General features: G+C 30.6%; 18 protein-coding genes, 1 tRNA gene and 1 pseudogene. 13 read left to right on the forward strand and 7 right to left on the reverse strand.

Annotation, left to right across the window (positions count from 1 at the left end; genetic code table 11):
- Positions 1 to 186 precede the first annotated feature (186 nt).
- The 5 genes from uvrB to whiA all read left to right on the forward strand — a co-directional run bounded on the left by uvrB (position 187) and on the right by whiA (position 8378).
- On the forward strand, positions 187 to 2181 hold the full coding sequence (uvrB, locus tag MPTP_RS02960; protein WP_013773579.1) for an excinuclease ABC subunit UvrB: 1995 nt from the start codon (positions 187 to 189) through the stop codon (positions 2179 to 2181).
- Positions 2182 to 2191: 10 nt separating this feature from the next.
- Complete coding sequence (gene uvrA, locus MPTP_RS02965; RefSeq protein WP_013773580.1) at positions 2192 to 5011, forward strand: excinuclease ABC subunit UvrA; 2820 nt, start codon at positions 2192 to 2194, stop codon at positions 5009 to 5011.
- 510 nt (positions 5012 to 5521) lie between these two features.
- A complete protein-coding gene (rapZ, locus tag MPTP_RS02970) occupies positions 5522 to 6406 on the forward strand; it encodes an RNase adapter RapZ (protein WP_013773581.1) in 885 nt (294 codons plus the stop codon).
- Positions 6403 to 7398 (forward strand): gluconeogenesis factor YvcK family protein, encoded by a 996-nt coding sequence (locus MPTP_RS02975; protein ID WP_013773582.1) that lies wholly within the window; start codon positions 6403 to 6405, stop codon positions 7396 to 7398. The genes rapZ and MPTP_RS02975 overlap by 4 nt, the downstream gene beginning before the upstream one ends.
- Before the next feature lie 44 nt (positions 7399 to 7442).
- Positions 7443 to 8378: a DNA-binding protein WhiA gene (gene whiA / locus MPTP_RS02980; RefSeq protein WP_013773583.1), complete on the forward strand. Its 936-nt coding sequence runs from the start codon at positions 7443 to 7445 to the stop codon at positions 8376 to 8378.
- A 196-nt stretch (positions 8379 to 8574) separates the two neighbouring features.
- Here the strand turns inward: whiA and MPTP_RS02985 are convergent, their stop codons facing one another.
- Together MPTP_RS02985 and clpP are read right to left on the reverse strand one after the other, a co-directional pair.
- A complete protein-coding gene (locus MPTP_RS02985) occupies positions 8575 to 9102 on the reverse strand; it encodes a thioredoxin domain-containing protein (protein ID WP_013773584.1) in 528 nt (175 codons plus the stop codon).
- A gap of 234 nt (positions 9103 to 9336) precedes the next feature.
- The gene (gene clpP / locus MPTP_RS02990) at positions 9337 to 9933 is read right to left on the reverse strand and encodes an ATP-dependent Clp endopeptidase proteolytic subunit ClpP (RefSeq protein WP_013773585.1); all 597 of its coding nucleotides are present in this window, start codon (positions 9931 to 9933) and stop codon (positions 9337 to 9339) included.
- Between the two features lie 196 nt (positions 9934 to 10129).
- On the opposite strand from clpP, the gene MPTP_RS02995 reads away from it, so the two are divergent.
- Positions 10130 to 10627: a hypothetical protein gene (locus MPTP_RS02995; RefSeq protein ID WP_041363524.1), complete on the forward strand. Its 498-nt coding sequence runs from the start codon at positions 10130 to 10132 to the stop codon at positions 10625 to 10627.
- 469 nt (positions 10628 to 11096) lie between these two features.
- Here MPTP_RS02995 and MPTP_RS03000 read toward each other — a convergent pair whose 3' ends face one another.
- Positions 11097 to 11438: a carboxymuconolactone decarboxylase family protein gene (locus tag MPTP_RS03000; protein WP_013773587.1), complete on the reverse strand. Its 342-nt coding sequence runs from the start codon at positions 11436 to 11438 to the stop codon at positions 11097 to 11099.
- A 1614-nt stretch (positions 11439 to 13052) separates the two neighbouring features.
- Positions 13053 to 13124, reverse strand: a tRNA-Arg gene (locus MPTP_RS03005).
- 62 nt (positions 13125 to 13186) lie between these two features.
- Here MPTP_RS03005 and MPTP_RS10200 point away from each other — a divergent pair.
- The 4 genes and pseudogenes from MPTP_RS10200 to MPTP_RS03020 all read left to right on the forward strand — a co-directional run bounded on the left by MPTP_RS10200 (position 13187) and on the right by MPTP_RS03020 (position 17914).
- Entirely contained in the window at positions 13187 to 13312 is a 126-nt protein-coding gene (locus tag MPTP_RS10200; protein WP_260325770.1) for a hypothetical protein, read from the forward strand.
- A pseudogene (gene rpoN, locus MPTP_RS03010) lies at positions 13260 to 14528 on the forward strand (RNA polymerase factor sigma-54). The gene MPTP_RS10200 and the pseudogene rpoN overlap by 53 nt, the downstream one beginning before the upstream one ends.
- 369 nt (positions 14529 to 14897) lie before the next feature.
- Positions 14898 to 16766, forward strand: coding sequence for an acyltransferase family protein (locus tag MPTP_RS03015; protein ID WP_013773590.1), 1869 nt, complete (start codon positions 14898 to 14900; stop codon positions 16764 to 16766).
- A 155-nt stretch (positions 16767 to 16921) separates the two neighbouring features.
- Positions 16922 to 17914 carry a zinc-binding alcohol dehydrogenase family protein gene (locus MPTP_RS03020; RefSeq protein WP_231849659.1) on the forward strand — a complete coding sequence of 331 codons (993 nt, stop codon included), beginning with the start codon at positions 16922 to 16924 and terminating at the stop codon, positions 17912 to 17914.
- A 225-nt stretch (positions 17915 to 18139) separates the two neighbouring features.
- On the opposite strand, the gene MPTP_RS03025 is transcribed toward MPTP_RS03020, so the two are convergent.
- The 3 genes from MPTP_RS03025 to MPTP_RS03035 all read right to left on the reverse strand — a co-directional run bounded on the left by MPTP_RS03025 (position 18140) and on the right by MPTP_RS03035 (position 21333).
- Positions 18140 to 18970 carry an NUDIX domain-containing protein gene (locus MPTP_RS03025; RefSeq protein ID WP_013773592.1) on the reverse strand — a complete coding sequence of 277 codons (831 nt, stop codon included), beginning with the start codon at positions 18968 to 18970 and terminating at the stop codon, positions 18140 to 18142.
- Positions 18971 to 19154: 184 nt separating this feature from the next.
- Positions 19155 to 19877, reverse strand: coding sequence for an amino acid ABC transporter ATP-binding protein (locus tag MPTP_RS03030; RefSeq protein WP_013773593.1), 723 nt, complete (start codon positions 19875 to 19877; stop codon positions 19155 to 19157).
- The gene (locus MPTP_RS03035) at positions 19870 to 21333 is read right to left on the reverse strand and encodes an ABC transporter substrate-binding protein/permease (RefSeq protein ID WP_013773594.1); all 1464 of its coding nucleotides are present in this window, start codon (positions 21331 to 21333) and stop codon (positions 19870 to 19872) included. The genes MPTP_RS03030 and MPTP_RS03035 overlap by 8 nt, the downstream gene beginning before the upstream one ends.
- Before the next feature lie 304 nt (positions 21334 to 21637).
- On the opposite strand from MPTP_RS03035, the gene tgt reads away from it, so the two are divergent.
- From tgt to MPTP_RS03050, 3 genes are all read left to right on the forward strand, one after another.
- Positions 21638 to 22789, forward strand: a complete 1152-nt coding sequence (gene tgt / locus MPTP_RS03040) for a tRNA guanosine(34) transglycosylase Tgt (RefSeq protein WP_013773595.1) — start codon at positions 21638 to 21640, stop codon at positions 22787 to 22789.
- Between the two features lie 83 nt (positions 22790 to 22872).
- Positions 22873 to 23217: a preprotein translocase subunit YajC gene (gene yajC / locus MPTP_RS03045; protein ID WP_013773596.1), complete on the forward strand. Its 345-nt coding sequence runs from the start codon at positions 22873 to 22875 to the stop codon at positions 23215 to 23217.
- Between the two features lie 380 nt (positions 23218 to 23597).
- Positions 23598 to 23870, forward strand: coding sequence for a post-transcriptional regulator (locus tag MPTP_RS03050; protein WP_013773597.1), 273 nt, complete (start codon positions 23598 to 23600; stop codon positions 23868 to 23870).
- The last annotated feature ends 42 nt before the right edge of the window (positions 23871 to 23912 follow it).

Raw genomic sequence — 23912 nt, forward strand, 5'->3', positions numbered from 1 at the left:
AAAAAATGCTAAATTGCTAACAGTTTATGTTATGAAATATAACATAAACTGTTAAGTTTTAAACTTCTTAAGGAAAGTAAATGAAAAACTGGCGAAAATATGTTCGGTATGTTAAAATGATAAGCAGGGTTTATTACTTTAAATTACTATAAAATGATAATTTAAACAATCTTGGGAGGAATGATCATGATAAAAAAAGAAACCTCCAATAAGTTTGAACTTGTGTCAAAATATCAGCCTCAAGGAGATCAACCAGAGGCAATTAAACAGCTTATTCAAGGAATTGATCAAGGTGAAAAGGCTCAAGTACTACTTGGAGCAACAGGTACTGGAAAAACATTTACCATTTCTAATGTTATTAAGGAAATAAATAAACCGACATTAGTGATTGCACATAATAAGACTTTGGCAGGGCAACTTTATGGGGAATTTAAAGAATTTTTCCCTAATAATGCCGTAGAATATTTTGTTAGTTATTATGATTATTATCAACCGGAGGCCTATGTTCCTTCTAGTGATACATATATTGAAAAAGATGCAAGTATTAATGATGAAATTGATAAATTACGTCATTCGGCTACCAGTGCTTTGTTGGAACGAAATGACGTTATTGTTGTTGCATCAGTGTCTTGTATTTATGGATTAGGTGATCCAAAAGAATATAGCGAACAAGTTGTTTCTTTAAGAAAAGGAATGGAAATTGAACGAAATCAGTTATTGAACAGTCTGATAGATATTCAATTCGAGCGTAACGATATTGATTTTCAACGAGGACGGTTTCGTGTGCATGGTGATATTGTCGAAATTTTTCCAACTTCACGCGATGAACATGCCATTCGTGTTGAATTTTTTGGTGATGAGATTGAACGTATTCGTGAAGTTGATGCATTGACTGGTGAATTGATCGATGATTTGGAACATATCGCTATTTTTCCAGCTACTCACTTTGTTACAAATGAAGAACAGATGGAAAAAGCCATTCAACGGATTCAAACTGAATTAGATGAACGCTTAACAACACTACGAAATGAAAATAAATTATTAGAAGCACAACGTTTAGAACAAAGAACAAATTATGACGTTGAGATGATGCGTGAAATGGGCTACACTTCAGGAATTGAGAATTATTCACGGCATATGGAAGGAAGAGAAGAAGGGGAACCCCCTTATACTTTACTGGATTTTTTTCCAGATGATTTTTTAATAGTTGTGGATGAGTCACATGTAACTATGCCTCAAATACGTGGTATGTATAATGGAGATCGTGCTAGAAAACAAATGTTGATCGATTATGGATTTCGCTTACCAAGTGCACTTGATAATCGTCCACTACAATTAGAAGAATTTGAGAAACATGTAAATCAAATTGTATATGTGTCAGCAACACCTGGTTCCTACGAAGAAGAACAGACAGACAAGGTTGTTCAACAGATCATTCGACCTACAGGATTACTCGATCCGAAAATTGAAGTTCGTCCAATTATGGGACAAATTGATGATTTGGTTGGTGAAATTAATGAACGGGTTGCAAAAGATCAGCGGGTGTTTGTGACTACTCTGACTAAAAAAATGGCAGAAGATTTAACAGATTATTTAAGAGAACTGGGCATTAAAGTTAAATATTTACATAGTGATATTAAAACTTTAGAGCGTACAGAGATTATCCGAAATTTACGATTAGGTGAATTTGATGTATTAATAGGAATTAATCTACTTCGAGAAGGTTTGGATGTACCAGAAGTTTCTTTAATTGCGATTTTAGATGCTGATAAAGAAGGACTTCTGCGTAGTGAACGTTCATTGGTTCAAACAATTGGACGGGCAGCTAGAAATGAAGAAGGTAAGGTTATTATGTATGGAGATAAAATTACTGATTCAATGCAAAAAGCAATAGACGAAACAGCAAGACGTCGTACCATTCAAGAAGACTATAATAAACAGCATGGCATTGTACCAAAAACGATTATTAAAGAAATTCGTGATTTAATTTCTATTTCTAAAACAACAGATAACAAAACAATTTCTTCGATGGACACTTCCTATAGTAAACTTAGTCATCAAGAAAAGAAGGATTTATTAATGAAACTAGAAAAAGAAATGCGTGATGCTGCAAAAGTTTTAGACTTTGAAACGGCGGCCACTTTACGAGATACTATTTTAGAATTAAAGGCATCTGAATAGGAGAGAAAAAATGGCAAATGATAAGATAAATATTCATGGTGCACGTGTTCACAACTTAAAAAATATTGATGTCATGATTCCAAGAGATCAAATGGTTATCATCACTGGATTATCTGGTTCTGGAAAAAGTTCACTTGCTTTTGATACGATTTATGCAGAAGGACAACGCCGTTATGTTGAAAGTCTTTCTGCTTATGCACGGCAATTCTTAGGTCAAATGGATAAACCAGACGTTGATAGTATTGATGGCTTGAGTCCGTCTATTTCAATTGATCAAAAAACAACCAGTAAAAATCCTAGATCAACAGTTGGAACGGTTACAGAAATTAATGACTATTTGCGACTTTTATATGCGCGTGTCGGACATCCAATTTGTCCAAATGATCATATCGAGATTACAAGTCAATCTGTTGAACAAATGGTTGATAAGGTAATTGATCTACCAGAAAGAACCAAAATACAGATTTTAGCACCAATAATTGTTAAGAAGAAAGGACAACATAAAAAAGTTTTTGAAATGATTCAGCGTGAAGGCTACGTCCGTCTACGTATTGATGGTACTATTTATGACATAAGTGAAGTACCTGAGTTAGAAAAGAATAAAAAACATGATATTGAAATTGTGATCGATAGAATTGTTGTAAAAGATGGGATTCGTTCTCGGTTATTTGATTCGTTTGAAGCAGCATTACGATTGGCCAATGGATATGCTTTAGTTGATATTATTGACGGGACAGAAATGTTATTTAGTGAACATTATGCTTGTCCTTACTGTGGATTTACAATTGGCGAGTTGGAACCTCGTTTGTTTTCATTTAATGCTCCTTTTGGTGCTTGTCCTGATTGTGATGGTTTAGGAGTAAAATTAGAAGTGGATAAGGAAGCAGTGATTCCCTATCCAGAAAAGACATTACGTGAAGGAGTCCTTGTTCCCTGGAATCCAATTAGTTCACAATATTATCCAGAAATGTTAGAACAAGCTGCTGCCTGCTTCTCTATTGACATGGATACACCCTTTGAAAAATTACCTAAAGAGCAGCAAGAGTTACTATTGTATGGTTCAAATGGTAAACTTTTCCATTTTCATTATGAAAATGATTTTGGTGGAGTTAGAGACACGGATGTGCCATTTGAAGGTATTTTGAAAAATATTGATCGACGTTATCATGAAACAAATAGTGATTTTACAAGAGATCAAATGCGTTTGTATATGACAGAGCTTCCCTGTCAAAGTTGTTGTGGTTATCGCTTAAATCCACAAGCTTTATGTGTTCAAATCAATGATAAAAATATTGGTCAAGTAAATGAGTTACCAATAAAAGAAGAGTTGAAATTTTTTGAAGATTTAATTTTGTCTGAACAAGAGGAAATAATTGCACGTCCAATTTTAAAGGAAATTCAGGATCGTCTAATCTTTTTAAAAAATGTTGGCTTAGATTATTTAACACTTAGTCGTGCAGCAGGAACGTTATCTGGTGGAGAAGCGCAGCGCATTCGTTTAGCTACCCAAATTGGTTCAAATTTATCTGGAGTACTGTATATTTTAGATGAACCGTCAATTGGCTTACATCAAAGAGATAATGATCGGTTAATTGCTTCATTGAAAAAAATGCGTGATCTTGGAAATACTTTAATTATTGTTGAACATGATGAAGACACCATGCGGGCTTCTGATTATCTTATTGATGTAGGACCAGGAGCTGGAAAACAAGGTGGCGAAATTATTGCTGTAGGCACACCGGAAGAAGTTGCTAAGAATCCGGCTTCTTTGACTGGACAATATTTATCTGGTAAAAAAGCCATTCCCGTTCCGAAAGAGCGACGCAAAGGCAATGGTAAACAGATTAAATTAACTGGGGCTGCTGAGAATAATTTGAAAAATATTACGGTAACTTTTCCTTTAGGGGAATTAATTGCTGTAACTGGTGTGTCTGGTTCAGGCAAAAGCACATTAGTCAATCAAATTGTTAAGAAAGCATTAGCTCAGAAATTAAATAGAAATTCCAATAAACCTGGAAAACATAAAAGTATTTCTGGCTATCAATCAATTGAAAAAATAATTGATATTGATCAACGACCGATTGGTAGAACGCCAAGAAGTAATCCAGCAACCTATACAAGTGTTTTTGATGACATTAGGGATTTGTTTGCACAAACAAATGAAGCAAAAGTACGAGGATATAAAAAAGGTAGATTTAGTTTTAATATTAAAGGTGGACGATGCGAAGCTTGCCGTGGAGACGGAATTATTAAAATTGAAATGCATTTCTTGCCAGATGTCTATGTTCCTTGTGAAATTTGTCATGGAAAACGCTATAACTCAGAAACACTTGAAGTGCGCTATAAAGGAATGAATATTTCGGATGTATTAAATATGACAGTCAACGATGCAGTTGAATTTTTTAAATCAATTCCTAAAATTTATCGTAAACTGCAAACAATTGTTGATGTTGGTTTAGGTTATATTACGCTTGGTCAATCTGCTACTACCTTATCCGGTGGAGAAGCACAACGAATGAAATTAGCAAGTGAATTATATAAAATTTCTAATGGCAAGAATTTTTATATTCTGGATGAACCAACAACAGGATTACATACCGATGATATTGCTCGATTGTTAAAAGTGCTAGAGAGACTAGTAGATAAGGGAAATACAGTATTAGTTATTGAGCACAACTTAGATGTGATCAAATCTGCCGATTATGTTATCGACCTAGGGCCAGAAGGCGGCGAAGAAGGTGGTACCATTGTTGCTAAAGGAACACCAGAAGAAGTTGCTAATGTAGGAGAAAGTTATACGGGTCGTTATTTAAAAAAATATTTAGATTAAGTTATATAAAATAAACAAGTTAACTTTTTATTTGCAAGATAGCTTTGTAGGGTAGAAAAGCATGGGAGACTTCTTTCCCATGCTTTTTACGTATTTACAAATTAAAGAAAAATCATTTTTTCTCACTAGATATTAAGCATAACCAGATTATAAAATTGGTAGATATTTTTTATTTGAGCTTTCAAAAATTTAGATTATATTACTTTAAAGGAATAACTTAGATGATTACGTCATAAACATCCTACTTTCCTTCATTGATTTACTCTTTTTTACTAAATTTGAAATAGTACAGAATAAATAGAACTAATATTTTTTATGTGTTTAATTTATGTAAATAAAATTTATTACTATTCGGTAACTATATGGATTGAAAATTTTGTTTTTTGCTTTTATTTTTATATATTCTTATATTGTCTTTAATCGGTCGGTAAGTTTTCACTAAATTGCTTTCTTTGATACACCAGGGATGTTATAATTAAAAGAATTAGGGACTCGATTGGAGGAAAAGTAATGGTTGAAAATTTACAATTAGTTATTATAACGGGAATGAGTGGCGCAGGAAAAACGGTTGCTATTCAAAGTTTTGAAGATATGGGTTATTTTTGTGTTGATAATATGCCTCCTAGTTTAATTCCAAAATTTTGGGAGTTAATTAGAGAATCGGGTAAAATCACTAAAATTGCTTTAGTGGTTGACTTACGTTCACGAAATTTTTTCCGTGAGATTCAAAACATGATGATTGAAATTGAAAATACAAATATGATTGATACTACTGTCATGTTTTTGGATGCGACCGATGAAGAATTAGTTTCTCGTTATAAAGAAACACGACGTGTTCACCCTTTAGCTATGGATGGGCTCATTACTGAAGGAATTCGAAAAGAAAGAGCTATTTTAAAGGACATAGGCAGAGATGCACAATTGATTATTGATACAACAAATTTAACACCCAGACAATTAAGACAAGAAATTAATACAGAATTCAAGTCACGTGATACCTATGAATTTAGAATCGAAATGGTTTCTTTTGGTTTTAAATATGGATTACCAATTGATGCAGATATTGTCATGGATGTTCGGTTTTTGCCAAATCCACATTATGTTAAAGAATTAAGACCGTTAACAGGACAAGATAAACCTGTCTATGATTATGTCATGAAGTTTGACGAAACAGAAGAATTTTATCATAAATTTATTGATCTATTATATACTATATTACCTGGATATAAAAAAGAAGGAAAAAACAATGTAACTATTGCTATAGGATGCACGGGCGGCCAACATCGATCGGTAGCTCTAACTGAGAGGATTGGTCATGCATTAGAGACGGATTATCATGTAAATATTACCCATCGTGATAACGAAAAAAGAAAAGAAACGGTGAATCGCTCATGATAAAAAATTCTCAGCCCAGAAAACCTAAAATTGCAATTATTGGTGGTGGAACAGGATTACCCGTTATTCTGAAAAGTTTGAGAAACCAGAATGTTGATATCACTGCAATTATAACGGTTGCTGATGATGGAGGTAGTAGTGGAGAGATTCGAACATCAATGCAGATGACGCCCCCTGGAGATTTAAGGAATGTCTTGGTAGCTCTTTCTGATATGCCACAATTATATGAAGATATTTTTCAATATCGATTCAAAGCATCTGATCAATATTTTGCTAATCATGCAATAGGAAATTTAATTATTGCTGCATTAACAGAAATGCGTGAAAGTACCTATGAAGCGATTCAATTATTGTCAAAATTAATGCATGTTGATGGACATATTTATCCATCTTCGGAAGAACCACTTATCTTACATGCTGTTTTTGAAGATGGAACTAGAGCTATAGGTGAGTCAAATATTGCAACGGATCGAAAAGTGATTGATCATGTTTATGTAACAAATATGAATGATGAAAAGCAGCAACCAAAGGCGGCAAGAAAGGTAGTTAAAGCGATTCATGAAGCGGATATGATTGTTTTAGGACCTGGAAGTTTGTTTACCAGTATTCTACCTAATTTGGTTATTAATGAAATTGCAGAGGCAATCAAACAAACAACAGCCGAAGTTGTTTATATTTGCAATATTATGACACAAAAAGGAGAAACGGAACATTTTACAGATGCTGATCATGTGCGGGTTTTAAACAAACATTTAGATACAAAATTTATTGATACTGTTCTAGTTAATACGGAAAAAATTCCAGATGGGTATATGGATCCAACTATTTATGATGAGTATTTAGTTCAAGTGGAGCATGATTTTAGCGGTTTGCGTAATGAAGGATGTCGTGTTATTTCAACGAACTTTTTAAAGCTAAGAAATAGTGGTGTTTTTCATGATGGAAATCGGGTTGTTGATGAATTATTTAAAATTGTATTTGGAGCCAAATAATTATAAAACAATGAATGAATCTCACTAGAGAAAGGAGGAATTTTATGTCATTTGCCTCTGAAGTGAAAAAGGAATTGACAGGACTAGAAGTGCATAGGGAACATGCAAAAGCGGAATTAGCTGCTTTGATACGAATGAATGGTTCTCTAGGTTTGGTTAATCAACAATTTATCTTAAATGTGCAAACCGAAAATGCTGCAATCGCTCGGCGGATTTATGCACTACTAAAAGATCACTATCATGTACGTTCAGAATTACTTGTTCGTAAAAAAATGAAATTGAAAAAGAATAATGTGTATATTGTTCGTTTAAAACAAGATACTAAAAAGATTTTAGCAGATTTAGACATTATGGAAGGATTGGTTTTTCAAAGTCACGTATCTAAGCAGATTACTGAAAATCCACAAAAAATTCGTTCGTATTTGCGTGGGGCTTTCATGGCTTCCGGATCAATTAATAATCCAGAAACAAGTCGGTATCATTTAGAAATTTATTCTACATATGAAGAACATAATGAAGATATCTATAAAATGCTTAATTATTATCGATTAAATGCTGGTATTCTTGAACGTAGAAATGGCTATATCTCTTATTTGAAGGGTGCTGAAAAGATCGCTGATTTTTTGACGTTGATTGGAGCTACAAATTCGATGTTAAAATTTGAAGATGTACGTATTATCCGTGATATGAGAAACTCTGTGAATCGTTTGGTTAATTGTGAAACAGCCAACCTCAATAAAACAATCAATGCAGCATCCAAGCAAATTAATAATATTCATTACATTGAACAGACGGTGGGGCTAAATGCATTACCAGACAAATTGCAAGAAATTGCTGAATTGCGTTTGAATTATCCAGAGGTAAGTCTTAAAGAATTAGGTGAAATGATGACAACTGCCTCGATTTCAAAATCAGGAATTAATCATCGCTTAAGAAAAATCAATGAGTTTGCTGAAGAATTAAAAAAGAATGGTAATTAGATAAAAACGAATCAAAAAACTGGTATCAGTCATTCTATTTGCTATTTGCGATAATTTTATTTGTAGGTTAATCGTTTAATAGATTGGTGAAAAATTTTTAATAGAAATTAGGAAATGGATTGAATCATATTACTTAATCATTAACAAAATACAAAGCAGAATGGTCAAAAATCATTTCTGACCATTCTGCTTTGTATTAACTTTTTTGTAAATAGTTGAATAACTGTTCTTGAGAAATAGACTCATCAAAAATATGGTTATCAATCAAAATCGTTGGAATGAACTGAATATTGGCAACTGTTGCTTCATTAATAATCGCTTGTTTGATCGCTGAATAATTCTCTAAAGGTAATGAAAGATTTAAGATATTTTCTGCATAACCTGCTACCTCATTTAAGGATAATTCACCCCATTCTTCCTGTGTGGCAAACATGTTACGAATCATTTCTAAGCTAACATCAGGCTTATAATAATCAATATACCGATGCATGATATTCCCACGTTGTAAGCTATCTTTTTCTTTGTTTAACAACTTGATAATCCGTTGCAATCTGCCAGCTTTTACCTGTTCAGTCAATAGACCATCAAAATCAGTGAACCATTTTTTGGAATAGGGACAACGAACGTTAATAAATTCAATAATTTTAATTGGTGCTTTTTCATCACCAATTTTAAGACCTTCTCTAGTTGTGACTTTTTCTGTTTTAATTATTGAAGTATCCATAGGCATCCTGCTTTCTAATTTTAATTGATGAATAAAGATTAAACGATGAAAAATAAAATAGCTGAATTATTCTTTTTATTTTGTCTAACACGGTAGATAATTCATTTGAATCAATGACTATAATTTGATCTAAAGGATATAACAGAAATAGATTTCAAGGAATTATCTAGAAAAATAATTTATATTTTGATTTTAACTAGCAAAATATACAGATTCATTTTATATTTTTAACCATTATTCCTTTAATGAACGACTATTTTCCATGACATCATCAATTAAACCATAGGCTTTTGCTTCTTCTGCAGTCATAAAATTATCACGATCTGTATCTTTTTCAATGACTTCAATAGGTTGTCCTGTACGTTCAGATAAAATTTTATTTAGTCTTTCACGTGTATTTAAAATATGCTTAGCAGCAATTTCAATTTCAGTTGCTTGACCCTGTGCGCCGCCAAGGGGTTGGTGAATCATGATTTCTGCATTTGGTAATGCAAAACGTTTGCCTTTTTGACCTGCTGTTAGTAAAAAACTACCCATAGAAGCAGCAATTCCTAAAACAATTGTTTGAACATCAGCTTTAACAAAGTTCATAGTATCAAAAATTGCCAATCCAGCAGAAACACTACCGCCAGGTGAATTGATGTATAAATAAATATCTTTTTCAGAATCTTGTGCATCTAAGAATAATAACTGAGCAATAACTGAATTTGAGACATTATCATCAATTGGACCACTTAACATAACAATTCGATCTTTTAATAAACGAGAATAAATATCATAAGCTCTTTCACCTCGTGACGATTGCTCAATGACTGTAGGTATTAAATTCATAAATAAACATCCTCCTATATAAAGAAACTTTTAAATTATTTTATCATAAATCCTGATTTGGTGCCCGTAAAAAGTATACTCTTTTGGTCAAAAAAGGTCAATATTAACCTATTGAGTTTTGAATGTTATTTTTCCTTCCTAGCTAAATATGTTATACTATTTTTAATTTAATCAGAAAAGATGTGAGGATTAGATGATTATCGTTTTTGTAGCCGGTTTCGTTGGAGTGTGTCTTGGTGCAGTTATTGTATTAATCAGTATGGCTTTAAGAAATGTTTATGAAGAAAAAAAAGAACAACGTTACAGAGTATTAGAACATTATGTAAAAGAAATTGAAACATTAAATTTACTAAATAAAAAAATTAATGAGATTTTATTAAAACGAGAAATTTATGTAGATAAAAGCGTCCACTTTATGTCAATGGATGATTGTTATATCAGTATCGATGATTTTATTTATCTAGAATCTTTTTCTGCTCAGAATAATTTTTATCTGCCTACCTATCTTATTGAAGAATTCTTTAAAAGCATTACGCATCGAAAAGTTATATTGACTTTTTCTGAAACTGCTGATATTGGAGGAAGTACCTATAAGGGAGGTCGAACTATTCTAGAAGATTTCTCAGAAAATTTATTGATACTAATTGAGGATAAAAAACAGAAGTTAAAACAGTTAAGTAATCGGCTATTATAAAATTTTTTAATTTATTTATTAAATACTTGTTATAAGATTATATTTGTATAAGAAATATGGGATATTTTTACTTTCAAGTTTTTACAAAAACTTACTGGGCATTGTAACCAAAATTTCGATTTACAAATTAAACACTATTAAAAACCTTGCTTAGTAAGATAAGTAAGGTTTTTAATTTATACAAATGAATAGTTATTCCCACTAGAACCTATCTACCATTCTAAAAAGGATGATTTATTAGAAAAAAGTTAGATTCAGATTGATTTAATCAGTAATTTCTGATTATCTATGATAATAAAAAAATAATTTTAATGAGAGAAAATAATCATTCATATACAAATTAGACCTATGCTAACTATTTATTGATGACATAATGGAATCGATAGTTAAATGATTTAAATAAGTCATCTAATAAAGCATTTAACTTGTGGGTATTTTTATCTGTAAAAAAACTTTGAGATTTATTGTGTTATTTATTATTATTTTTATTTATATCAAAACTATATATTTCTTTAGCAATGTTGAATGCAGACCAAGCTTTTGGCCAACCAACATAAAAAGCAAGGTGAGTAACTATTTCTGCAATTTCTTTTTGGGTAATGCCATTTTCTTTTCCATTTTTCATATGAAATGATAATTGATCATAACTTCCGCCTGCTATTAGTGCTGTAATTGTAATCAATGAACGATCATGAGATGATAATTCTTTTTCTCTTGACCAAATTTCACCAAAAAGAACATCATCATTAAGTTCTGCAAATTTTGGTGCGAAATTCCCTAAAGCATCCTTACCAGCAGTTGTTCTTATCATTTTTCCACCTCCTTTAAAATTAAATCTAAGTACAGTATATATGTTGGAACACAATTTAAGTCAAATAATAAGCAAACATAAGATCCGTTGATTTTGATTAAAAATTAAGAAGCAGGTAATTAAACAGCAATTTATATACAAGGAGAAAAATTGTATTGAGTAAAAATAGTTATAGTATAGGTTAAAATTTAATATTCACAATTAAGTAAATTAAAAGAAGGAGATGACAACGGTTAGAAGAAAAATAAAAACTTTATAGGTAAGAACAACATTCTAATTCTAAATCATTCAATTAACGAATTAGTATATAGAGGAATATGTTTAGGTATTATGAAAAAGAAAGGTTAATTCATTTCCAATATAATGAAAATAAATTATGAATATTTAGCAAAATAAGTAATTTAATAAAATTTTCGTTTTCTTTAAAATAGGAAATAAATAGAGCAGGATTAAAGCAATATACTAAATGACAGTTTAAAGAAAACGAAGCACCAAAAAGTTATTTAAATTTTTAGAAGGAAAAAAGATTTGAAATAACGAAATAAATTGAAGAATTTTATTTTGGTCTAAAGACCATTGCATGAAACTGCGGTTTTTATCAAGATTATTCAAAAGGATGCAGACTTCTTTCAATATTTAAATGGATATTAGAACAAATAAGCAGAAATTGATTGATCAGCACAGTTTGTTAAATAAAAAATTGAATGAAAAGCTATTTTAGTATTGATAATAATTATAATACTGTATAAATAATAAAATGATTATTGACTAGCTAAATCAATGATAATATAAAGAGAAGGAAATAATGTCTATTAATAAAATTTAATAAAATATAGATTGCTAGCTAATTGGTTAAACGAGTATAATAGAAATATATACATATAGATGAAGAAAAATATTTTAGTGATTACTAAATGATTAAAATTAAATAATTTTAATTTTGTAAGTCATTTTAATGATCAAGAAAATATAAACATAGACCTTAAACATTTTAATGAATGAAAAGCTGAGAATATTTCAAATTTTTAACAATAGATTACCTATTTATTTTCAATATCTTATTTGTTCAATAAAAAAAGATATAAAGATTATCTTGTTCATTTTTATCTATCTTTATCCAAAATGGAAAATAACCAATCATGAGAAAATTTAAAATAAAAAATTAATGAATGAAACAAGAATCAATTAATAAAAAAAATTTCAACAAATGTAAAGTGTTGCTCTAGCAGTCAGATAACTAATTTAACTACATTTATTGTTATTTTTGGTTATTTTATTAAATGTTTCATTAAATAGATGAAGTTATTTGAATTTTTGATAAATAATCAGCAAGTAATAAAATTACTTTAATTAACTATAATAGATAAAATAAATTAAAATTTCTAATAATTATTAGATTTGATTATTGAAAACGGATTATCCAATATTTTTTATTAAAATTATTGATACATCATGTAAATTTAAAATATTCAATTAGATTAATTAAGTTAGAATTAGAATATATGAAAAACTATTTTGAAATTGTAAACATAAAAGTAATAAATTAAAAAAGAAAAAACATCTTCCATGCTAGTTGGAAGATGGAGAATGTTGGGTGTATCTATCGAATATAAACGCGCTCTGAGGGAATCGAACCCCCGTCTTAAGAACCGGAATCTTATGTGATATCCACTACACTAAGAGCGCCTGATTAATCAGACGTCTACTAGTGTAGCTGATTTTTAACCAAATTACAAGGGAAAGTGTGAATGAAAAATGAAATTAGAACAGCATCTTCAATTACAGCAACAACAAAAGCAGAAACAAACGCAAAAATTAGTGATGACACAACAACTACAACAATCTATTCAGATTTTACAGTCAAATCTAGATGAATTAACTTCTTTAATATAGACAAAGGCATTAGAGAATCCATTAATCGAACTAAAAATTACTGAATTTAACGATAGATCATTCACAAATTTTTCTTATTCGCCTGAAGAAGAACAGAACTATTTAGAACAGATTCCTGAACAACATGCTTCACTGTTTAAATATTTGATTGATCAAATTCATTTGAACTATCGAGACACCTATCTTCGTTCATTGATGCTTTTTTTAGTGGAATATATCGATCTAAATGGCTATCTGACTATTTCTTTAGAAGAAGCAATAGAGAAAACAGAAAGTTCTTCGATTCAAATGCTGGATGCATTAACACTTATTCAACAATTGGACCCTCCAGGTGTGGGAGCAAGAAGTCTACAAGAATGTTTAATGCTCCAAGTGGAACGAGATGATAAGGCACCTGAATTGGCTTACATTATTTTAGAAGAAAATTTTATGATGCTTGTTCAGAGGAAATGGCAAGAAATTGCAAAAAAGTTTGCCATTTCTTTGGTTGAAGTTCAGAATATTTTTGACTATATTCAAACATTAACTCCTTACCCAGGAAGTATTTTCGAAGCCAACACTGGATTATATATACGACCAGATTTAACTGTCTCCATTAATAATAGAAAAATAACCATACAATCAAATCAAAATCGAACATTTCAATTGAACTTTCAACAAGCTTATTTTAAGCGAATGGAAGAAACCAATGATGAAGAAGTAAAAAGATATTTAAAAGAAAAAAAAGCAGAATTTGATTGGTTGAAAAAATCAATTGAACAACGTGGAAATACAATTTTACGTATAGGACAATTTATTGTAGAAAAACAAGCAGAATTTTTCTTACTGTCAGATCATCCATTACATCCATTAGCATTGAAAGATGCTGCAATAGCTTTATCGTTACATGAATCAACGATCAGACGGGCGGTAAATGAAAAATATCTTGAGACAATATTTGGAATTTTTGAATTGCGTTCATTTTTTTCTTCCAATATTACTTATGCAACCTATACTGGTGAGTGTATTTCAACAAGGCAGATAAAAGAGAAACTTCATTCTCTCATTGAACAGGAAGATAAAACAAGACCACTTTCTGATCAAAAAATAGTATTGCAATTAAAAAATGAAGGAATTGAAATTTCAAGGCGAACAGTGACAAAGTACAGAGAAGCTTTGGGAATTTCTGCTTCATCGAAAAGAAAACGTTATAATTAAAAATTCTTTGTAAAATTAATCATACGATAAGCAATTTTAAATAAATATATATAATTGTTAATAATATAGCCGGTTATTTATCTTATTTAAATAAACATATCAAATCAAGTAATCAAATACATATCCAATAGTAATCAAATACATATCCAATAGGTTGAATAGAAAGAGTGGATAAAAACAATTCATTTTTTTACTATTTATTATTAAAGGGACGCTTATTCGTTTACATTATTTTTCTTCCTACTAAGTTTTTTTAAAAAAAGCTAAAATTAAAGAAAAATTCTTGCTATTAAGCAAAAAAGAACGTATATTTATCTTGCTTATAATTAATTAAATAAAAGAGAATTATTTAGTAAAGTTGGAATATAAATGAAAAATACGAAAAGGTTGGTAAAGGATCGGTATATCACAGGATTTGATGGCATTCGTACTATTGCTGTACTAGGTGTTATTTTATATCATCTATTTCCAACTGTTTTAGTTGGCGGTTACCTAGGTGTGCCTGTCTTTTTTGCGGTTTCTGGTTATTTAATTACTAATTTATTAAGGCAAGAATGGATACAAACAAAAGAAGTAGACTTAAAAGCATTTTATATTCGACGGATGAAGCGACTTTATCCTGCATTAATTGCTATGTTGGTTTTATCTACTGCTTACATCACAATTTTTCAATCAAATTTGTTGAATAATATCCATGGTGAAATTATTAGCAGTCTGTTATATCTGAATAATTGGTGGCAAATTTTTCAAGGGACTTCTTATTTTGATCATTTTGCTGTTCCTTCTCCTTTTACTCATATTTGGTCATTGGCAGTTGAAGCACAATATTATTTGGTTTGGCCTATTGTCTTCGTATTGTTAGAAAAATTTATTAAATACCCAGGTAAGATCATTAAAATTATTAGTTCTCTTACCTTATTATCTGTCTTATTGATGGCACTTTTTTATACACCAAATACAGATCCTACAAGAGTTTATTATGGAACAGATACTAGATTATTTTCTATTTTACTTGGAAGTGCATTTGCTTTCATTTGGCCAAGTTATCGATTAAAAAAGGAAATTCCGCAATCTGCCCGTCATTTTTTAAATGGTGTTGGAATTATTTCTCTATTTATAATAATTATGTCTTTTCTTTTTTTAGCAGACCATTATAATTTTGTTTATTATGGCGGTATGTTTATTTTTACAATTTTTGCAGTTTTGTTGGTAGCTGTCACTGCACATCCTGGGGCAGATCTCAACCGCTGGTTGACTAATCCCGTGTTTGATTGGATTGGGAAACGGAGTTATGGCATTTATCTCTATCAGTTTCCTGTAATGGTTTTTTATGAAGCGAAAATAAAAAATTTGACGCATTTTTCACTTTGGCATTCATTCATTGAATTGTTATTAATTCTTGGTATTAGTGAATTGTCTTATCGATATATTGAAAAACCATTTAAAAAATTTCATTATAAATATCGTTTACTTGTTTTAAAAGATTTAGTAAGCAAACCTTTGTTTAAACGTTGGAAAATTATTAGTGGTATTGGAATATTTGTTGGATTGCTTGCGCTATATGGGTTAATCATTGCACCTTCCAATCAAATTGACGCACAGCAACAAGAATTACAAGAACAAATTGAAGTGAATAAGAAAAAAGTGGAAGATCGTAAATCTCATATAATTCAGGGAAAGAGCGATTCATCACCTCAGGTAGCCAAAGAATTGGATTATGGCCTCATTCCAGAAGAAAAGGAACGAGCAAAAAATATGGAAATTAGTGTTATTGGTGATTCCGTTATTTTGAATGCTTCGGCGGATTTACAGAAGATATTTCCTAAAATGGTCATTGATAGTGATATAGGTCGTCAACTTTATGCTAGTGTTCCAGTTGTGGAAAAACTAAAAAAAGAAAAAATGTTCAAAGATACAATACTTATTGGGTTAGGAACCAATGGTTCGTTTACTGAAGCACAATTTAATGATTTTATGCATGCTATTGGTGAGAAAAAAGTTTACTGGATTAATGTTCGTGTTCCAACTAAACGTTGGCAGGATGATGTAAATAGCATGTTAGAAGAAATGAAGAAAAAATACAAAAATTTAACGATTATTGATTGGTATAATTATAGTAATGCACATGAAGAATGGTTTTATGATGACCATGTACATCCGAATGAAATTGGAAGGATTAAATATGCAACTTTTGTTGCAAAACATCTCGTTGATGGCAAGGGTAGACCTGTCAAATAAAATTGATTATACAAAGTTTATTCTTAGTAGAAAACAAAGCAAAATTAATTTATTTTTGCTTTGTTTTCTTTTTTTATTTATAGTGAAAGATGAGGAGAGCATTAGACAAACTTAAACTTGTAACTATAAGAGAAATGGAGGAGAAAGTAAAGCATATGAAAGCTATTTTTACATTACCGGCTGCCGAGAAAAAGTTTTTAGAAAAAGAAATACCCATTCCTAAAATAGAAAACGAACGAGATTTATTGGTAGAAGTACAGGCAATTTCAGTAAATCCAGTAGATATTAAACAAAGTCAACAATTAAGAGAACCAAGAATTTTAGGATTCGATGCATCCGGAATAGTTAAACAAATAGGAAAAAAATGTCAATTTTTTAAAGAAGGAGATCAGGTATTTTATTCAGGAATGGCAAATCGTTCAGGCAGCAATACTCAATATCAGTTGATAGATGAACGTTTTGTTGGAACAAAACCTGCAATCGTTGATTATGCATTAAGTGCTGCTATTCCCCTAACTTCATTAACTGCTTGGGAAGCTTTAACAGATCGATTAATGATTAAACAATTAGAAACAATAGACCAATCCATTTTAATTATTAATGGTGCTGGTGGTGTAGGTTCTATAGCAATTCAACTAGCGAAATACCTAGGATTAAAAGTAATTACAACCGCATCAAGAAAAGAAACAGCAAAATGGGTCAAAGAGATGGGCGCAGATATAGTTATTAATCATCACCATTCATTAGTTGAGCAATTAAACCAACAAAAAATTAGAAATGTTGACTATATTTTATGTCTTTATAACACCAATTTTTATTGGGAAGAGATGAGTCAACTAATCAAACCAGAAGGAAAAATTTGTTCAATTGTCGGAACAAATCAACCTATTGATTTAGAAAAATTAAAAGATAAAAGCGTGTCATTCAGCTGGGAATACATGTTTACACGTTCTAAATATCAAACAAAAGATAGAGAAAAACAACATGAAATTTTAGAAAAAATTTCAAAATTATACGACCAAAAACAATTAAAAACAACGACTACAAAAACATTGCAACCAATCAATGCGAATAATTTAGAAAAAGCTTATCAACTAGTAGCAAGTGGAAAAATGATTGGAAAACTCACTCTATCTGGCTGGTACTGATAAAAATAAGTATTTTGATAAATAATGTACAATTAATATAATTAGCTCATCATGAGAGCATAAGATAATTTAATGAATGATTATTAATTTTTAGAATAAATAACTTGTTATTTCAAATTTTTATAGCTACTGAAAAAACTAAAAAGAAAAACTGATAAAAGGATATACCTAACTTATCAGTTTTTCTACTTATTTTAACAAACTACCTTATTAGAAATGATTAAATTAATTTAAATCATCTATTCTTGGTGTGAATTTTAATTGATAAATTTTAGAAGGGCGTCCAATACCTGTAGAACGTTCCCCAATTTCTTCTAGGTGATTTAAAATTCCTTTTTTAAAATTTGAATGATCAATTTTTTTATAATTAATTCCTAAAAATTGAGCAAAGACTTTCCGAGCTTCAGTTATCGTAAATTCCTTACCTAATACCTGTAAAACTCTAGGTTCATAATTCATTTGATTGATGATATGATGAAATGCTTTTAAAATAATCCTATTATGATCAAATGCTAAAGTATTTGTACCGCTAGAGTTTCCTGTTTTCAGATCAAGAATAATTTGCGTATCTTCTTTTGTTAAGTGTAATGAAGTGTCACTAACATTCATCGTAAACCAACCAGCTTCCTTTGCATCATCGCCAGCTATAGTTGGTTCCTCACTAATGAAAGCTAGGTGACTAATAGAAACAATCCATCCTCTGGGATCTCGATTTGGTTGACTAAACGTATATAGTTGTTCAATGTTTTCTTCAGGAACATGCAAATGGGTTTCTTCTTTCGTTTCTCTAATAACACTAGTAATTGCTGATTCGTTTCGGTTGACAAAACCACCAGGTAAAGCCCAACTATTTTTGAAGGGATGATTTTTTCGCTGGATTAATAGCATTTTTAATTGGTCCTCAGTTTTATTATAACCAATCAACACATTGTCAACCGTCAAAGAAGGTTTATCATAGTCTGGTAATTTTTGTTTATACCACTGTAAAAATTCTGTTTCACTGGCTTGTTGATTGTAGTAGGTTGTTTCTTCTTGTTTGGAAGAGAAATAGGTCATATTATCATCCTTTCTCATTCAAATATAATATGTTTGAATTGATATTAATGTCTAAACGCTGTTTTCCTTTTTCCTTGCTATTTTATCATTAATTAAAAAGAATAAACATTATTGATTTCCTAGTTTTGTATTCAATAGAAAATTAACCATAGTAAATGAAATGAGAGATAAATCATATTCAATTCTACAATACTTTATTTAAAAAATTCTGGGTTCTTGGATTTTGTGGATGAGAAAAAATAGCTTGTGGACTACCTTCTTCTTGAATAATACCTGAATCCATAAAAATAACTCGATCAGCAACTTCTTTTGCAAATCCCATCTCATGTGTAACAACAACCATTGTCATGCCTTCAAGCGCTAAAGATTGCATAACGGAAAGAACTTCACCAACCATTTCAGGATCAAGAGCTGAAGTTGGTTCATCGAATAATAATACATCTGGGTTCATCGCTAAGGCACGAGCAATGGCTACACGTTGTTGTTGGCCGCCGGAAAGTTGTGCAGGGTAATTTTCAGCTTTATCTGATAGTCCAACCTGATTCAAAAGCGCTAATGCTGTTTTGTTTGCTGTATCAGTATTTATTTTTTTTACCTTAGTAGGACTAATCGTTAAATTTTCTAAAACTGTTTTATGAGGAAAAAGATTAAAGTTTTGAAAAACCATTCCCATTTTTTGACGAATATGATCAATGTTACCTTTTTCTATAGCTAACTTTTTGCCTTCAAATTCAATTGTTCCACTAGTAGGTATTTCTAGTAAGTTTAAACAACGTAGAAATGTACTTTTTCCACTACCAGAAGGGCCAATGATCACAACTACCTCTCCGACTTGTATATTTAAATCAATTCCTTTGAGTACTTCATTTCTCCCAAATGTTTTAGTTAAATTTTTAATATTAATCACTAGTTTTCATGCTCCTTTCAGCAATACCAAGCAAACGAGAAATTGTAAATGTTAAAGCAAAATAAATAAGTGAAACAATTAAATAAGGTAAAAATGGTTTAAAACTAGCACCCTGAACATTTCCAGTTTGAAAAATTAATTCAGATACACCAATGATTGAAACAACAGAAGATTCCTTGATAACCGTGACGAATTCATTACCTAGTGCAGGTAAAATATTTTTAATTGCTTGTGGAAATACGATATAACGCATTGCTTGGTGATAGTTCATACCAAGTGAACGAGCTGCTTCCATTTGTCCCTTATTAATTGCATTTATACCTGCACGAATAATTTCTGCGACATAGGCACCACTATTTAAAGCGAGTGCCATACAACCGGCAGTCAGCTTGGAAAGTTCGATTCCTAGAACACCTGATCCAAAATAAACAATAAAAATTTGTACTAATAATGGCGTTCCTCTGACATATTCAATATATATAATTGCAATGGCCTTAAAAATCTTAGATTTTGATAACTTCATTAAGGCTAGTAGACTACCAATGACCACACCAAAAAGTACACCAATGAATGCTAGAAAAATGGTATAACCAGCACCAGTTAGGTAGAATTTCCCATATTTTTGTATAAAATTCTGATTATCTTTAAACATCAATTTTGTTGCTTCTTTTTTATAGTTATTCAATAATTTTTTATCATTTATTTCTTGAATGGATATATTAATATGTTTTTCTAAAAGGGGAGCAGTTTTAGATAAAGCAACGGCTGCTGGTTTTTTTTCTCCCTTAAAAGTGATATTTGTTAAAACAAAGTCATGATGATGAGTGACATATGCTTCAGCTACCTGCTCATCTAGAACTGCTGCATCAATTTTCTTATTTTGCAAATTCATAATAATATATGGAATTTTTTGTAAGGAAACCGGAGTTGCCTTCTGTAGTTTGGTTTTTATTAATTCTTCTTGGGTGGTTTGTTTTTGTACTCCAATAGAAGTACCTTTAAAATCATGAATGGTTTGAAATTTCTTTTTATCTGACTTTCTAATAATAATTCTTGGTTGAATTTGCATATAGGCAGTAGAAAAATTGACTTCTTTCTTTCTTTCAGGAGTAGTTGTCATGCCAGAGATAACAAGATCAATTTTCTCTGTTTTTAACGCACCAAGTAAAGCATCAAATCCTAATTCTTCAATTTTTAATTTTACGCCTAAATCTTTAGCAATTTTTTTTGCAACAGAAATATCAGAACCAACAACTTGGTCTTTATTATTGACATCTGCATGAAACTCAAAGGGAGCATAATCAGCGGACAATCCGACAACTAACTCTTTTTTTTGCTGAATCCGATTATATATAACATCCTTTTCAGCGGCAAATGAGGGAATGGTTGAACATAGTGCTAAAAAAGGTAATAAAAAAAATAATAGCAGATTACATATCTTTATCTTAGATTTCATAAACGAAATACCCCTTTAATTTTTAATAAATATTCAAAAATTAAAATTAAAATGCATAAATATTTATTATTTTGAATAAATAAAAGGATAACATAAAGCATAAATAATAAAAAGTAGTTTAAGAATAAAAATTGTTCTTTTTGAGAATTTTCATTTTTTATATAAATAAATAATTATTCGGTATTTAAATAATATTATATAAATTTAAAAATTTTCTCTCTAAAACGATAAAAGAACCCCTTGCAATATGCTTTGAAAAAACGTATGATGTTGAATGGATGAAAAAAAGAAAGTAGGGAAATGAATGCCTCAATCAGTACCAGCTATTCGGTATCGTTTATTAAAAAAAGAAAAGCATACGGGTGCCAGATTAGGAGAATTAATTACACCTCATGGAACGTTTCCAACTCCAATGTTTATGCCTGTAGGAACATTGGCTACAGTTAAAACCATTTCTCCAGAAGAATTAAAAGAGATAGGTGCTGGAGTAATACTAAGTAATACATATCACTTATGGTTACGACCAGGAGAAGATTTAATTGAAGAAGCTGGCGGTTTACATAAATTTATACATTGGGATCAACCTATTTTAACAGATTCAGGTGGATTTCAAGTTTTTTCACTCAGTGATATGAGAAATATTACTGAAGACGGTGTCCATTTTAAAAACCATTTAAATGGTTCACCTATGTTTTTATCTCCAGAAAAAGCCATTGCCATTCAAAACAAATTAGGTTCAGATATTATGATGAGTTTTGATGAGTGTCCTCCTTATTATGAAAGTTATACCTATGTAAAAAAATCGATTGAACGAACTTCTAGATGGGCAGAACGTGGACTTAAAGCTCATAAACATCCAGATACCCAGGGATTATTTGGTATTATCCAAGGTGCTGGTTTTGAAGAGCTGAGACGCCAAAGTGCACAAGAATTGGTAGCAATGGATTTGCCTGGTTATTCAATTGGTGGTTTATCTGTAGGTGAATCTAAGGAAGAAATGAATCGAATTCTTGAGTATACAACACCCTTTATTCCAGAAGATAAACCTCGTTATTTAATGGGAGTAGGAGCAGCTGATTCATTAATTGATGGCGCTATTCGTGGCGTTGACATGTTTGACTGTGTTTTACCAACACGTATTGCTAGAAATGGTACTTGTATGACTTCAAAAGGTCGTTTAGTAGTTAAGAATGCTCAATTTGCTAGAGACTTTAGTCCAATTGATGAAAAATGTGATTGTTATGTTTGTAAAAATTATTCACGTGCCTACATTCGTCATTTAATTAAATGCGATGAAACCTTTGGTATTCGGTTAACTTCCTATCATAATTTATATTTCTTATTAAATTTAATGAAAAATGTACGTCAAGCGATCCAGGAAGATAAGCTATTAGAATTTCGACAACAATTTTTTGAAGAATATGGTTTTAATCAAAAAAATGCAAAAAACTTTTAAAAAATAAAACAAAAAACTAGTCTTCTTATTATTTTTTTGTTACAGTTAGATTTGGGAAAGACGAATCAAGTGAGGTGAAAAAATTGGGAAGTAGCGTAACTTTAATTTTTACATTGGTTATCTTAGCTGGAATGGTGTTCTTTATGACACGTTCGCAAAAAAAACAACAACAGAAACGCCAAGATTTACTAAGTTCAATGAAAATTGGTGATCAAGTTGTAACTATTGGTGGACTACACGGTGTTCTTTCTGAAGTAAATGATAGTACTGTGCTGATTGATTGTGAAGGTATTATCCTAGAATTTGATCGTTCAGCAATCCGAACGGTTACACCAACAGCATCAGTAGCAAACAATCATGAAACGCCAGCAAAAGATGAAGACAAAAATACCAGTTCAGAAACACATGAAACACCAGAAGATAAATAGGGATTATTCATGATTGGATAATTAAAATATTAATGATATAAGAGATGCCATTTACAAATGCTTAAAGGACAGTTTTAATCATCTATGTATTTCTTTCTTTTATTTATTGGCTATTAAAGTAAATTTTCATCATAATTGGTTGTTCAATCGTATATTTTAAATTCAAGATATTCTTAGACGTGAGCATGTATTTTGTCTCACGTTCTTTCCTTTTATTAGGAATAAAAAAATACATAAGCCATTTAATTTGATGGGTATATAGTAATTAGTTGATTATTGGTATTCAGACGGTTTAAAATAAATATGAAGATGTTATTAGGAACATAGAAAATTATTAAATAATTTGTTAAAGAGAAATGGAGGGGGAGATTATAAAAAGAATGACTTGGTTACAAAGACTCTATTTGAAAAGAGAATTAAGAGAAAAATGTCAATCTTTTCATCGATTAGGATATGTAGCTGTTGATGAAAAAGAATTATGGAATTATTTAGCTACCTATCGTTGGAAACATCATCCTATTTCTTCATTAAAAGCTCGTAAGGAAGATATTTCACAAATTAAACCAAATGATTTTTTTGACTATGAACAACTTATTGCCCAAACAACCAATTTTTCTTTTCAAAACCGACAAGATATAGAGGATTTACTTTAATTGTAGATCTTCTATTTTTTAGTCTATAAAAATTAAATAACT

The sequence above is a fragment of the Melissococcus plutonius ATCC 35311 genome (assembly GCF_000270185.1).
In the GTDB taxonomy this organism is placed as follows: Bacteria; Bacillota; Bacilli; order Lactobacillales; family Enterococcaceae; genus Melissococcus; species Melissococcus plutonius.